Here is a 13374-nt window from a genome sequence, read left to right as displayed (position 1 = left end):
CTGCTCACCCGGTTCAGTTGGGTTGACCTCGCCGCGCCGCTTCCTCGGCTTCGCGCAGCTCGTCGCCCTCGGGTCCGTCGAGCGCGCGGGCGGCCTCCTCGGCGTGCTCCTTGATCTTGCCGGCCTTCACCGACTTCTCCACCCCTTCTCGGTAACGCCGATCGGCCGTGCGGTTGCCCTCTCCCTCGATCTCCGCCGATGGGGTCTGCTGAGTCGCCTTCTGGTTCGCCATCATGTCCTCCTCGTGTCGAGCTTTGCTGGGCCCAGGCGAGCGAGCTTGCATCAAACGCGCCGCTTCACCGCCTGGATCGCGCGATCCAGCTCCTCCACACGCTGGTAGACGCCTTGTTTCACCTGGTCGAGGGTCTCGCCGGTCGCCGCGTCGAGGTCGCGCAGGCTCCTGCGGACGGCCTCCGACTTGTCCTCCACGTCCTTCATCAGCCTGACGACCTCGTCCTTGGGCAGCTTCTTCTCGGCCTTTTCGCGGAGCTCGACGGCATCCTTCTCGAGGTCCTCGATCCTGCGCGACGTGGACGCGCGCACGTCCGCGCGCGCCTTCACCAGCTCCGCCTCGGCCTCCGCGGTCTTCTCCTGGGCCTCGACGGCGGCGTTGTTGAGCTTCTCCGCGGCCTCGCGGAGCGCGTCGTCGGTGGCCCGCTCGGCCTTCTGGTCGATCTCGGCGACCTTCTTGTCGAGCTCGGTGGCGACCTCCGCCGCCTTCTGCTGCGCCTCGCGCTGCGCGCGCTCGGCCTTGGTTTGCGCGTCCGCCGTGGGGGACTCGCAGCCCACGACGGCGCTCATGACGATGGCGATAGGCAGGAATGTTCGGACGGTCAACATGATGATCTCCTCTGGTCTGCGGTCGACGCGCGACCTCGCGTCCGGGCGAGCGCCCGGCGCGACACGGACGCCTTATCGACGCCGCCCGGGATGGGCCTCATGGCGCGATAGATGGGTCGATCCGCGGGTATTGCGACAGACGTGCCATGCGGAAGCACGGATACCGCTCGGCCCGACGAGGCATGTCGCCCCGATCGTGGCCTCCGAGCACGTGCAATCGGCATGGCGTCAGGCCGGGGCGCGTCGGCCGAGCGCGAGGGAGACGACCGCCAGGACGAGGAAGATGACGAAGAGCAGCTTCGCCACCGAGGCGGCGCTCGCCGCGAGGCCGCCGAAGCCGAGGATCGCGGCGATGATCGCCACGACGAAGAACGCGACACTCCAACTGAGCATGATAACCTCCTCATCGGGTGAATCACTGGGTGAATCGGTGTTCCAGCGCTTCGATGCTGCGTTGTTGCAGCGATTGCAGCGGTTGCGTCGTTACGTCGTTACGTCGCTACGTCGCTACGTCATTGCAGCCGACGTGCCGCGACATCGCGAGTTCCCCGGATCGCGGAGCGCCCGGGCGCCCCGGCGGCTCGCTGCAGATGCCGCCGCACGACACGGGCGGGCGGGGTAACTGCGGCAAATTGCCTCACTCGTGACGTCGCGCACCGCGCATCATCTCGTTCATCGGCTGGCCGATCTCGGCACAACGCTTGCTCGCGCCTGGGCTTGTGCTGGCGAGGTGGAAGTCAGGCTCAGCTCAAGGCCGGTGTCGAGATCGACGCCGACGGAGAGCCGGCCGCGGCTGTCTCAGGAGGGTGGCGGCCGGCCGTCCGAGGCCGGGTGAGCCGCGCTGGCAGTGCGCCTTGTGGCGCTCGGTCAGCTCTCCGAAGATACCGTGCTCGCCGATGCCACCCGCGCCGCCGATCGCCCACCGTCGCTCGGCGCTCGCTGCCGAGGCCCCCTGACGGCGACGTCTGCCGAGGTCGGGCTCCCGACGCGAACGATCCGATCATGACGATCCCGCTCTCCACGCTCATCAGGACCCGCCGCGAGGCCATCATCGAGCGGTTCGTGGGCGAGCTGCGCAAGCGAAGCGCGGCGGTGCGCAACATGCCGAAGCCGCTCATCATCAACTCGCTGCCGAGCTTCCTCGACGAGGTGGCCGCCAGCCTGGAACAACGCGCATCGACGGCCGGCAGCAAGGAGGCCGCGCGCGAGCACGGCGAGATGCGCTGGGAGCACGGGCTCGACCTGGGCGTGATGGTCCGCGAGTACGGCGTCCTCCGGCAATCCATCCTCCGCGAGCTGGAGGAGGCGGGGATCACGCCGGATCCGCGGGAGATCGAGGCGCTCTCCGAGCGCGTGGACGCGGGCATCGCCCAGGCGGTAAGCGAGCACACCCGACTCCAGCTGGAGGCGATCGAGACCGAGCGCAGGCGCACCGAGATCGAGCGAGGCAGGAGCGGCTCGCTGCTCTCGCAGGCGCCCGCGCCGATCTGCTTCCTCAAGGGCGCGGCGCTCGTGTTCGAGCTCGCGAACCCGCTCTTCTGCCGCATGGTCGGCCGCGACGATCTCCTCGGCAAGCCGCTCGTCGAGGCGGTCCCGGAGCTGCGCGGGCAGCCGCTGCACGCGCAGCTCGAGGCCGTCCTGGCGAGCGGCGAGCCGAGCGTGGCGAGCGAGATCCCGGTGCGGATCACGCGCTGGACCGGCGAGACGGTCGAGCGGCTGTACAACGTCCTGTGCAAGCCGGTGCACGACGTGAGCGGCGCCGTGGAGGGCGTCATGGTGACGGCGTTCGACGTGACCGAGCAGATCGGCGCGCGCCGGAAGGCCGAGCGGCTCGCGCTCGAGCTCCAGCAGAGCGTGGCCCAGCGCCTGCGCGCGGAGCAGGCGCTCCGCGTGAACGAGGAGCGCTTCCGCAAGGCGCTCCGGGGGTCGCCGGTCATGGTGTTCACCCAGGACCGGGACCTGCGCTACACGTGGATGCACAACTCGTTCGGCAAGTCCGAGCGCGAGGTGCTCGGGAAGACCGACGGGGAGGTGCTGGAGGACCCGGAGGCCGCGAGGTCGCTCGATCGGACGAAGCGCGACGTGCTCGCCAGCGGCGTCGGCCAGCGGCGCGAGATCGCGGTGCGCGCCGGCGGGCGCACCCAGCACATCGACGTCTCGATCGAGCCGCTGGCCGATGACACGGGCGAGATCATCGGCATCACCTGCACGGCGACGGACATCACGGAGCGGAAGTCGATCGAGCAGGCGCTGCGGGCGAGCGAGGCGAGGTTCCGCACCGTGCAGGAGGCGTCGCCCGACGGGTTCATGATGCTGCGCAGCGTGCGCGACGCGTCCGGGGCGATCTCCGACTTCGAGTGGGTCTACGTGAACCCGGCCACGGGGCCGATCGTCGGGGGCCGGGGCAAGGATCTGGAGGGCAAGCGGCTCTTGATCGAGGTCCCTGGCAGCGCGCTCGCGAGCGCGTTCGACGCGTGCGCGCGCGTCGTGGAGACCGGGGAGCCCGCCCGGGTCGAGCTCTTCTGCGCGCACGAGGGCGCTCCGCGGACGTTCCGCGCCATCGCCGTGGCGCTGGGCGACGGCGTCGGCCTCTCGTTCCACGACATCACGGAGCAGAAGCGCACCGACGCCGAGCGCGCCCAGCTCCTCGAGCAGGAGCAGCGCGCGCGCCAGCACGCCGAGCAGCTGAACCGGCTCAAGGACGAGTTCCTCGCGACGGTGTCGCACGAGCTCAGGACGCCGCTCCAGTCGATCCTGGGCTGGGCGCGGATCCTCCGGACGGGCGAGGTGGACGCCGAGTCGCTCGAGCGGGGGCTCGCCACGATCGAGCGCAACGCGAAGGCGCAGTCGCAGCTCATCGAGGACGTCCTCGACGCCTCGACGATCATCGCGGGGAAGCTGCAGCTCCGGACCGATCCGGTCGACGTGCGGCAGGTGCTCGCCACGGCGCTCGACCTGGTGCGCCCGGCGGCGCTGGCGAAGGGCGTCGCGGTCGACACCTCCGTCGCCGACGACGTGGGCATCTTCCTCGGCGACGCGGAGAGGCTCCAGCAGGTCGTCTGGAACCTGCTGACGAACGCGGTGAAGTTCACGCCGTCCGGGGGCCGGGTGCGGGCCCTCGCCCGGCGCGTCGAGGCGACGCTCGAGGTCGAGGTGGAGGACAACGGCGAGGGCATCCCGAAGAGCTTCCTGCCGTTCCTGTTCGAGCGGTTCCGGCAGGCGGACGGGGGGATGACCCGGGCCCACGGCGGGCTCGGGCTCGGCCTCGCCATCGTGCGTCACCTGGCGGAGGCGCAGGGCGGCAGCGTGCACGCCGAGAGCGACGGAGAGGGCAAGGGCGCGCGCTTCCGGGTCCGGCTGCCGATCCGCGCCGATGCGCCCGCGGCGCCGCCGTCCCCGCAGCGCCGGGGCGGCGAGGCGCCGGGGGGCGCCGCGCGGCGCGTGCTCGAGGGCATCCGGGTCCTCGTGGTCGACGACGAGACCGACGCCCGCGAGCTGCTCGGCATCATCTTCGTGCGCGCCGGCGCGACGGTGAGCGAAGCGGCCTCAGCAGGCGCGGCGCTCGAGGCCCTCCACATGGGCGAGTTCGACGTGCTCGTGAGCGACATCGGCATGCCGGGCGAGGACGGTTACGCGATGATGCGGCGGCTGCGCGCCCTGGGGACCGACGTCCCCGCGAGCGGCATACCGGCGCTCGCGCTCACCGCGTACACGCGCATGGAGGACCGCCGCCAGGCGATCGCCGCCGGCTTCCAGATGCACCTGGCCAAGCCCATCGAGCCGAACAGCCTGGTGACCGCGGTCGCGCACCTCGTCGGCCGCGCGGGCAAGCGTGGTAGCTGGCCGTAGCGCCGTAGCCCCTGCGCGCGGCCTCTGGTTGATGCTATCAACGAGCCTCCGCTTTGCCCCTCCACGAGGACGAGGATGGACGGTAAATTCCTGAATATTATCCTGGTCGAGGACGACACCGTCGACGTGATGAACGTCCGGAGGGCGTTCGAGAGGGGCAAGATCACGAACCCGCTCTGGGTGGCGGGCGACGGCGTGGAGGGGCTCGATCTGCTGCGCGGCAACCAGGTGCCCAGGGATCGGCGCCTCGTCCTGCTCGACCTGAACATGCCCAGGATGAACGGCATCGAGTTCCTCCGCGAGCTCCGGGCCGACGTCTCGCTGCGGGCGACGCCCGTCGTCGTGCTGACGACCTCGAACGACGATCGGGACAAGGTGGATGCGTACGATCTGAACGTCGCGGGCTACCTGCTCAAGCCGGTGACGTTCATGAGCTTCGTCGAGCTCATGACGGCGCTGAACCGGTACTGGACGCTCGTGGAGATGCCTTGAGCCCGAGGTCGGTTCGCCTCCTCGTCGTCGACGACGACACGGTCGATCGGATCGCGATCTTGCGTGCGCTGCGGAGCGGCCGCGTCGACGCCGAGATCAGGGAGGCCGATTCCGTCGATTCGGCGCTCGCGGTGCTGTACGAGCAGCAGGTCGACTGCGTGCTGCTCGACTATTACCTCCCCGGGGGCGACGGGCTCGCGGTGATCGAGGCGGCACGCAAGGCGAAGCTCACGGCGCCGTTCATCATGCTGACCGGGCAGGGTGACGAGTCGCTCGCGGTCGATCTGATGAAGCGGGGCGCGGCGGACTACGTGCCGAAGAACCTGCTGACGCCCGAGCGGCTGGTGCAGAGCCTGCGCCACGTCCTGCGGCTGAGCGAGGCGGAGCGCCGCGAGGAGGAGGCGCGCAGGGCGCTCGCCCGCCACGCGAACCAGCTCGCGCAGCTCACCGAGGCGACGCTGCGCATCCACCGGTCGCTCTCGCTGAACGAGCTGATCCAGCGCACCACCGACGAGGCGCGCGCGCTGCTCGACGCGGGCGTCGCGGCCTCGCGGCTTTCGGCGCGGGGCGTGGAGCAGCGGCCTCTGACGGGCATCTCGCTGTCCGAGGAGTACGCCGCGCGGGAGGACCGCGACGGCATCCGCGAGGTCGCGCTCGGCCTGATCGAGCGGAGGAGCACCGGCGTCCGGCTGACGGGCGACGAGATCGCGAGCGATCCGACGTGCGCCGACGTGCTCTCGCGCGCGCCGGCCGAGCTCCACCCGCGCTCGCTCCTCGCGGCGCCGCTGCGCGGCCGGGACGGCCAGTGCATCGGGAGCATCCAGCTGCTCGATCGGCGCGACGGCCCCTTCGTGGAGAGCGACGAGGTGCTGCTGACCCAGCTCGCGCAGTCGGCGTCCGTCGCCCTGGAGAACGCGCGGCTCTACAACGAGGCGCAGGCCGCGACGCGCGCCCGGGACGACCTCCTGGCGATCGTGTCGCACGATCTCCGGAACCCGCTCAACACGATCGCGATCACGGCGTCGCTGCTGCGGAGCGATCTGCTCCAGCGGAAGGACGGCGACGACGACGACGCCGTCCAGCTCGTCGACCGCATGGACCGCGGCATCCAGAGCATGACGCGGCTCATCGAGGATCTGCTCGACGCGTCGCGCATCGAGGCGGGGCGGCTCGTTGTGTCGCCGAGGGTGGAGCGGGGCGGGACGCTCGTCCGCGAGGCGCTCGACGCCGCCGCGTCGCTCGCGGAGGCGAAGGGCTGCCGGGTGACGCAGGGGCCGCTCGACGCGGGCCTGGAGGTCCTCGCCGACCGGGATCGCGTGCTCCAGGTCTTCTCGAACCTGCTCGGCAACGCGCTGAAGTTCACGCCGAGGGGCGGCGTCGTGAGCGTGTCGCTCTGCCGGGTCGCTGACAGCGCGCGCTTCTCGGTGGCCGATACGGGCCCGGGCATCCCTCCCGAGCACCAGCCGCACCTCTTCGATCGCTACTGGAAGGCCGCGCAGGAGTCGCGCACCGGGGCGGGGCTGGGCCTCTACATCGCGCGCGGCATCGTCGAGGCGCACCACGGGACCATGGCGGTCGAGAGCGCCCCGGGCCAGGGGACGACGATCCACTTCTCGCTGCCCCTGGCGAGCTGAGGGGCGTCAGGGCGACGGCGGCGCGCTCCCTCGGCCGATCCCGGGCAGGAAGCGGCCGACCTTCGCGCAGTAGGCCGCGTACGCGCCGCCGTGGGTGCGCAGGAGGTACGGCTCCTCGACGAGGCGGACCTGCAGCTCGATCGCGATGACCAGCGCGACGAGCGAGGCGAGCGCGGCCGCGTTCGGGAGGATCAGCAGCAGCCCGAGCGCGGCCAGCATCATGAAGCTGAAGACGGGGTTCCGCACCACCGCGAACGGGCCTCCGGTGACGAGGCCCGTGCGCTCCGCCTCGCGGACGCCGACGCGCCAGGACGCGCCCATCGCGCCCTGGGACCAGAGCGTGCCGAGCGTCCCTGAGATCGTCATGGCCGCGCCGAGGCCGACGAGGGGCGAGCCGGGATCGGCGAAGGGCCCGATCCAGGCCGCGAGCTCCGCGACGGGGGCCAGCGCTCCCAGGACGAGCGCGATCACGAAGAGCACGCCGCCGAGCCACGGCAGCGACCCGGGTGGCCCCGAGATGCCACGGAAGCCCGCCGATCCTGTCGCGCGGAGCTGCCTGAGCGAGCGCCATCCGAACGCGAGCGCAAGGTAGATCCCGTAGAGAACGAGGGCGAGCCAGGGTCGGTTCATGTCGAGCTTTCCTGTCGATGGGTCAGCCGGTAGAGGACCGGCAGGACGACGAGCGTGAGCGTCGTGGACGAGAGGATCCCGCCGATGACGACCGTCGCGAGCGGGCGCTGCACCTCGGAGCCGGTGCCGGTGGCGAGCGCCATCGGGACGAAGCCGAGCGCCGCGACGAGCGCCGTCATGAGCACGGGGCGGAGCCGCCCGATCGAGCCGTGGAGCACGGCGTCGTCGAGCGCCTCGCCGCGCTGCCGCAGGTTCTCGATGAACGTCACCATCACGAGCCCGTTCAGCACGGCGACGCCCGAGAGCGCGATGAAGCCCACGGCCGCCGAGATCGAGAGCGGGAGCCCGCGGCCCCAGAGCGCGAGGACGCCGCCGGTGAGCGCGAGCGGGACGCCGGTGAAGATCAGCGCGGCGTTCCTGAGCGTCCCGACGGAGAGGAAGAGCAGGCCGAAGATCAGCCCGAGCGCCCCAGGGACCACCACGGCGAGGCGCCGCTGGGCGGCGAGCATGTTCTCGAACTGGCCGCCCCAGGACATCCAGTAGCCCGGCGGGAGCTTGATCTCGGCGTCGATCCGCGCCTCGGCGTCGGCGACGAAGCCGCCGAGGTCGCGCCCGCGCACGTTGCACTGGACGACGACGCGGCGCTTGCCGCTCTCCCGGCTGACCTGGTTCGGGCCCTCTTCCACGCCGATCTTCGCCACCGCGCCGAGCGGCACGAACGCCGCCCGCTCGAGCGCGCCGGCCGCCGCGGCGATGGTGGGGCCGCTCGGCCCGGTCGCGTGGCCCCCCTTGCTCCGGAGCGGGATCGGGAGCCGCTCGAGCGCCCCGATGTCGCGGCGGATGGAGTCGGGCAGCCGGAGCACCAGATCGAAGCGCTTGTCCCCCTCGAAGACCTCACCGGCGCTCACGCCCCCGATCGCTGCCTCGACGACCGCCTGCACGTCGGCGACGTTGAGCCCGTAGCGGGCCACCATGCGCCGATCCACGTCGATGGTCAGCACCGGCAGGCCCGTGACCTGCTCCACCTTGACGTCGGCGGCGCCCGGCGTCGCCCCGAGGAGCGCGCCGATCCTGCTGGCCTCCTCGAGCATCACGTCGAGGTCGTCGCCGAAGACCTTGACCGCGACGTCGCTCCGCACGCCGCTGATGAGCTCATTGAACCGGAGCTCGATCGGCTGGCTGAACTCGTAGTTCTGCCCCGGCAGCTCGTGGATGACCGCCTCGATGGCCTCGGCGAGCTCCTCCTGCGTCTTCGCCTTCTTCCACGCGCTCCGCGGCCGCAGCATCAGGTAGGTGTCGGAGACGTTCGGGCCCATCGGATCGGTCGCGACCTCGGCCGTCCCGGTCCTCGCGAAGACGTGCTCGATCTCGTCCGGGAACCGCTCCCTGAGGAGGCGCTCGAGCTGCGCCTGCATGGCCACGCTCGTCGTGAGGCTGATCGACGGGATGCGCGCCGGCTGGAGCGCGAGCGCCCCCTCGCTCAGCTTGGGGGCGAACTCGCTGCCGAGCCCCGCGGCGACCAGGCCGGAGGCGGCGAGGACGACGCCCGCGATCGCGACCACGATCGGCCTGTGGGACAGCGCCCAGGCGAGCGCCCTCCCGTAGGCGCGCTTCGCGTGGTGAAAGAGGAGGTTCTCCTTCTCCGACACGTTGCCCTTGAGGAGCAGCGCCACGAGCGCCGGGATGAACGTCATCGACAGGATCGTCGCCCCCGCGAGCGCCAGGACGACGGTCTGCGCCATCGGCCGGAACATCTTCCCCTCGATGCCGGTCAGCGTGAGGATGGGCAGGTAGACGATCGCGATGATGAGCTCACCGAAGATCGTCGCCTGACGGACCTCCTGGGACGCCTCGTAGGCGAGGTCGAGCCGCTCTTCCCGGGTGAGCACCCGCCCGAGCCGGCGCTGCTCCTCGGCGAAGCGCCGCACGCAGTTCTCGACGATGATCACCGAGCCGTCGACGATGAGCCCGAAGTCGATGGCGCCGAGGCTCATCAGGTTGCCGCTGATCTTGCTCTCGACCATGCCGGTGACGGTGATCAGCATCGAGAACGGGATCGCGAGCGCGGCGATGAGCGCGGCCCGGAGGTTGCCGAGCAGGAGGAAGAGCACCACGACGACCAGCGCCGCCCCTTCGAGAAGGCTGTTCCTGACGGTGCTCAGGGTGGCGTCGACGAGGTAGGTGCGGTCGTAGACGGTCTTGACCGTCACGCCCGCGGGCAGCGACTTGTTGACCGCCTTGATCTGGTCGTCCACCCGCCTGGAGACGGCGCGGCCGTTCTCCCCGACGAGCATGATGGCCGTGCCGATGACCGCTTCTTCTCCGTCCTCGGTGGCCGCCCCCGTGCGGAGCTCCTGGCCGATGCTGACCTCGGCGACGTCCTCGATCCGGATCGGCGCCTCGCGGTGGTTGCCGACGACGATGCCCCGGATGTCGTCCTCGCTCTGCACGAGGCCCGTGGCGCGGACGAGGTACTGCTCGCCCTTGTGCTCGATGTACCCTCCGCCCGCGTTGGCGTTGTTGCCCGCGAGGGCCTCGAGCACGTCGCGGAACGAGAGCCCGTAGCCGACGAGCTTCGCCGGATCCGGCGAGACCTGGTACAGCCGCTCGTGGCCGCCGATCGAGTTGACCTCCGTCACCCCAGGCACGGTCCGGACCTGCGGCCGCACGATCCAGTCCTGGATCGTGCGTAGGTCGGTGAGGTCGTACGGCTTGCCGTCGGGCCGCCTGGCGTCGGGCGCGGCCTCGAGGGTCCACATGTAGATCTCGCCGAGGCCGGTCGCGATGGGGCCCAGCTGCGGCTCGCCGAGCCCTGGCGGCAGGCTCTCCTTCGCGGCGCCCAGGCGCTCGGCCACGAGCTGCCTCGCCCAGTAGATGTCGGTGCCGTCCTCGAAGATCACCGTCACCTGGGAGAGCCCGTAACGGGACAGCGAGCGCACCTGCTGGACGCCCGGGATCCCGCCCATGGCCCACTCGATGGGGAAGGTGATCTGGCGCTCGACCTCCACGGGGGAGAGCGCCTTGACCGACGTGTTGATCTGCACCTGGACGTTGGTGATGTCCGGGACCGCGTCGATCGGCAGGCGGGTGAAGTTGTAGGCCCCGAGCGCGCCGACCGCGAGGGTGATGGCGACGACGAGAAAGCGATGGCGGATCGAGACGGACAGGAGCCGCGAGAGCAAGGTGAGCATGGGGTCCTCGCGCTCCTCAGTGCTGGTGTCCGGCCTCGGATTTGCCGAGCTCCGCCTTGAGGATGAAGCTGTTCTTGCCGACGTAGCGCTCGCCGGCCGCGACGCCGGCCTCGATCTCGACGACCGGCGCGCCGCGCGGCGATTCGACGGCGGGGGCCGCGGGCCGCCCGCCTGCGCCCTCCGGTTCGGCGTTCGGGGCTCCGGGTCGCCTATCGGCGCCCTGCGCCCCGAACCCCACCCCGCTCGTGCCACGGCGCCCGATCTTCACGGGGCGGGCCTCGAAGGCGTCGCCTTCCTCGACGAAGACGACGTCCTTGCCCTCGACCCGCTGGATGGCCTCCTCGGAGACGACCACGGGCGCGGCCGCCTCCTCGACGGCGATGTCGGCGGTCGCGAAGAGCCCGGGGCGCCACGCAGCGCCCGGGCTCTGGAGGACGAGGCGGGCCACGGCGGAGCGGCTCTGCTCATCGACGACCTGCCCGAGGTACGCCAGCGTGCCCTGCGCGCTCTGCTCGATCCCCTCGGCCTTGACCCAGGCCGTCTGGCCGATCCGCGCGCGGCTGAGGTCCTTGGCGTAGACGGTGACGTTGACCCAGATGGTGGACAGGTCGGCGATCACGAAGACCTGGGTGTCTTCCTTGAGCACCTCGCCGATGGCGATGTGCTTCTCGATGATGGTGCCGTCGATGGGGGCGACCAGCGCGTAACCGCTGCCCTTGCCCGCGCCCGAGCCCGCGGCGGCGTTGAGCTTCTGGGCGGCGCTGCGGTGCTCGATCCGCGCCTCGGCGACGGCCTGCCTGGCCGCGAGGTACTCCTTCTCGGCCGAGATGCGCTCCTTCCAGAGCGCCTCGTGGCGCGTGAAGCTCGCCTCGGCGAGGGAGAGGCGCTCCTTGGCCGCCAGGAGCTCGCGCTGGAGCTCGGCGAGCTCGCGGCTATCGAGCACGGCGAGCACCTCTCCTCGCGTGACCGTGTCGCCCAGCTGCTTCTTCACCGCTCGCGCCGTCCCCGGCACGCGGGGCGTGACGTGCGCGATGGCCTCCGCGTTGAGCGCGACCTCGCCGGGGAGGGTGACCGTCACCGCGACATTGCCCGGTCCGGCGGTGAGCATCTCCAGCCCGGCGTTCTGGATCATCGCGGGCGACAGCTTGAGCCTGTCGCCGTGGGCGTGCGCTTCCCCGGGCTCGTCCGGCGCGTGCTTCTCCGCGTGGTCGTGATCGCGGTCGTGGCCATCGCCGTGCGCTCCCTCCTCCTCGCCGTGCTGATGCCCGTCGTGCTCCTCATGGCCGGCCTCGCGGTCGTGCCCGTGGCGTCCATGCTCGACGCGCACCGTGATGGCGACGGCCGCGACGACGAGCGCCAGGGCCGCGGCGGCGATCGCGGCGATCACCTTCGGGGAAAGCTCTATCTTCCGCGGAGGAGCGCTCATCGGGGCGCCCTCCCCGCGGCGACCAGGAGCTCGATCTTGGCCGCCGCGTGGGCGTGCTCGGCCTCCAGCAGCGCCGCCTCGGCGTCGATGACCTCACGCCGCACCAGGAGGACGCTCGCGAGATCTTTCTCGCCGAGCTCGTACCCTCGCGCCGAGATCGCGGCCGCCTGTTCCATCAGGGTGGCCGTCGGTGTCAGCGCGTGGAGGGCCTCTTTCGTCGCCTTGTAACGCGCGTAGAGCTGGGTGATGTGGCCCGCGGCGCCGGTCCGCGCGGCCTCGGCGCGGGCCTGGGCGACATCGATCTCCGCGGCGGCGGTCGCGGCGCCGGCGCGGTTGGCGTTGAGGATCGGCAGCGGGATCGCGAGGCCGAGCATGCCAATGTTCGCGCCGTCGTCGCGCTCGACCTGGGCGACGACGTTGACGGTGGGCCACCCGGCCGCCCGCTCGCGCTCCGCCCTGGCCCGCGCGGCGTCGACCGAAGCCTCGGCGGCCCCGACATCGGGGCGACGTCCCAGGTCGCCGAGGATCGACGCGAGCGGCGGCGGATCGTCAGGCGGCACGAGGGGCCCCTCCACCGGGGGCAGCTGCTGCGCTGCTCGCAAGGGGAGGCCGAGCAGGCCGAGGAGCGCCGCCTCGTCGGCGTCGCGTGTGCCTTCCGCCGCCTTCGCGGCCGCCTGGTCGCGCCCTTTCTGGAGCGACGCCAGGGCGACATCGACCTCCGGCACCTCGCCTGCCTTGCGCTGGCGCTCCGCGGCGGCGTGGAGCCGCTCTGCGAGCGCGACGCGGGCGCGGGCGAGCTGCACCTGCCGCTCGCCCCGGAGCACGAGGGCGTGCTGGAGCAGGGCGGCGAGCAGGACGCGACGCCGGCCGTCCTCGGCGCCGATCTCGGCGGCGCGCTGCTCGGCCTTCGCGGCTGCGATGCGCTCGCCTCGCTGGCCGCCGAGCTCGATCGGCCACGCGAGGGACGCCGAAACGGCCACTGGCTTGCTCCCGTCGGGGTTGAGCCGAACGCCGCCCATGCCGGTCAGCACGGGGTTCTCGAGGGAGATCGCGCCAGCGGCCGAGGTCGCGGCGCGGGCGACGCCGGCCTCCGCCGTGGCCACGCGCGCGCTCGGGGCTGCGCGGGCGAGGTCGGCGACGCGGGCGCGGGTGAGGGGCGGCTCTGCGGCGAGGGCCGCCGGGGGCGCGATCGACAGCAGGTGCAGGGCGAGCGAGGTAGCGACGAACAGACGACGCACGGGGGGACGGAACATGGACGGACAGCCCTCGAGCGCGTGGAGCGCTCGCGCGAAGAACCGCGGTTGTGCCCGGT

10 protein-coding genes are annotated in these 13374 nt (G+C 71.8%); 3 read left to right on the top strand and 7 right to left on the bottom strand.

Going from position 1 to position 13374, the window contains the following annotated elements; translation table 11 throughout:
* Positions 1-13: 13 nt before the first annotated feature.
* The 3 genes from WMF12_RS45505 to WMF12_RS45495 all read right to left on the bottom strand — a co-directional run bounded on the left by WMF12_RS45505 (position 14) and on the right by WMF12_RS45495 (position 1233).
* Positions 14-232, bottom strand: coding sequence for a hypothetical protein (locus WMF12_RS45505; RefSeq protein WP_437855042.1), 219 nt, complete (start codon positions 230-232; stop codon positions 14-16).
* Between the two features lie 50 nt (positions 233-282).
* The gene (locus WMF12_RS45500) at positions 283-840 is read right to left on the bottom strand and encodes a hypothetical protein (protein WP_437855041.1); all 558 of its coding nucleotides are present in this window, start codon (positions 838-840) and stop codon (positions 283-285) included.
* 228 nt (positions 841-1068) lie between these two features.
* Complete coding sequence (locus WMF12_RS45495) at positions 1069-1233, bottom strand: DUF1328 domain-containing protein (protein ID WP_437855039.1); 165 nt, start codon at positions 1231-1233, stop codon at positions 1069-1071.
* A gap of 609 nt (positions 1234-1842) precedes the next feature.
* Between WMF12_RS45495 and WMF12_RS45490 the strand changes: the two genes are divergently transcribed.
* The 3 genes from WMF12_RS45490 (at position 1843) to WMF12_RS45480 (ending at position 6815) form a co-directional block, all read left to right on the top strand.
* On the top strand, positions 1843-4689 hold the full coding sequence (locus WMF12_RS45490) for a PAS domain-containing hybrid sensor histidine kinase/response regulator (protein WP_437855036.1): 2847 nt from the start codon (positions 1843-1845) through the stop codon (positions 4687-4689).
* A 75-nt stretch (positions 4690-4764) separates the two neighbouring features.
* The gene (locus tag WMF12_RS45485) at positions 4765-5181 is read left to right on the top strand and encodes a response regulator (protein WP_437296506.1); all 417 of its coding nucleotides are present in this window, start codon (positions 4765-4767) and stop codon (positions 5179-5181) included.
* The gene (locus tag WMF12_RS45480; RefSeq protein ID WP_437855031.1) at positions 5178-6815 is read left to right on the top strand and encodes an ATP-binding protein; all 1638 of its coding nucleotides are present in this window, start codon (positions 5178-5180) and stop codon (positions 6813-6815) included. Before WMF12_RS45485 ends, WMF12_RS45480 begins: the two co-directional genes overlap by 4 nt.
* A 6-nt stretch (positions 6816-6821) precedes the next feature.
* On the opposite strand, the gene WMF12_RS45475 is transcribed toward WMF12_RS45480, so the two are convergent.
* From WMF12_RS45475 to WMF12_RS45460, 4 genes are read right to left on the bottom strand one after another with little or no spacing between them, the layout of a single operon-like run.
* Complete coding sequence (locus WMF12_RS45475; RefSeq protein ID WP_437855028.1) at positions 6822-7445, bottom strand: methyltransferase; 624 nt, start codon at positions 7443-7445, stop codon at positions 6822-6824.
* Positions 7442-10636: an efflux RND transporter permease subunit gene (locus tag WMF12_RS45470; protein WP_437855026.1), complete on the bottom strand. Its 3195-nt coding sequence runs from the start codon at positions 10634-10636 to the stop codon at positions 7442-7444. The genes WMF12_RS45475 and WMF12_RS45470 overlap by 4 nt, the downstream gene beginning before the upstream one ends.
* 16 nt (positions 10637-10652) lie before the next feature.
* The gene (locus WMF12_RS45465; protein WP_437855024.1) at positions 10653-12062 is read right to left on the bottom strand and encodes an efflux RND transporter periplasmic adaptor subunit; all 1410 of its coding nucleotides are present in this window, start codon (positions 12060-12062) and stop codon (positions 10653-10655) included.
* Positions 12059-13315, bottom strand: coding sequence for a TolC family protein (locus WMF12_RS45460; RefSeq protein ID WP_437742986.1), 1257 nt, complete (start codon positions 13313-13315; stop codon positions 12059-12061). Before WMF12_RS45460 ends, WMF12_RS45465 begins: the two co-directional genes overlap by 4 nt.
* Positions 13316-13374: the final 59 nt, after the last annotated feature.

It is taken from the genome of Sorangium sp. So ce363 (assembly GCF_051520435.1).
GTDB lineage: Bacteria > Myxococcota_A > Polyangia > Polyangiales > Polyangiaceae > Sorangium > Sorangium cellulosum_B.
The sequence above is the reverse complement of the archived record's forward strand: the minus strand, read 5'-3'. Positions and strand labels throughout refer to the sequence as shown.

Excerpts from the sequence above, each read along its gene's own strand:
- WMF12_RS45505 (WP_437855042.1), bottom strand. The coding sequence starts at position 232 with ATGGCGAACCAGAAGGCGACTCAGCAGACCCCATCGGCGGAGATCGAG.
- WMF12_RS45500 (WP_437855041.1), bottom strand. The coding sequence starts at position 840 with ATGTTGACCGTCCGAACATTCCTGCCTATCGCCATCGTCATGAGCGCC.
- WMF12_RS45495 (WP_437855039.1), bottom strand. The coding sequence starts at position 1,233 with ATGCTCAGTTGGAGTGTCGCGTTCTTCGTCGTGGCGATCATCGCCGCG.
- WMF12_RS45490 (WP_437855036.1), top strand. The coding sequence starts at position 1,843 with ATGACGATCCCGCTCTCCACGCTCATCAGGACCCGCCGCGAGGCCATC.
- WMF12_RS45485 (WP_437296506.1), top strand. The coding sequence starts at position 4,765 with ATGGACGGTAAATTCCTGAATATTATCCTGGTCGAGGACGACACCGTC.
- WMF12_RS45475 (WP_437855028.1), bottom strand. The coding sequence starts at position 7,445 with ATGAACCGACCCTGGCTCGCCCTCGTTCTCTACGGGATCTACCTTGCG.
- WMF12_RS45470 (WP_437855026.1), bottom strand. The coding sequence starts at position 10,636 with ATGCTCACCTTGCTCTCGCGGCTCCTGTCCGTCTCGATCCGCCATCGC.
- WMF12_RS45465 (WP_437855024.1), bottom strand. The coding sequence starts at position 12,062 with ATGAGCGCTCCTCCGCGGAAGATAGAGCTTTCCCCGAAGGTGATCGCC.
- WMF12_RS45460 (WP_437742986.1), bottom strand. The coding sequence starts at position 13,315 with ATGTTCCGTCCCCCCGTGCGTCGTCTGTTCGTCGCTACCTCGCTCGCC.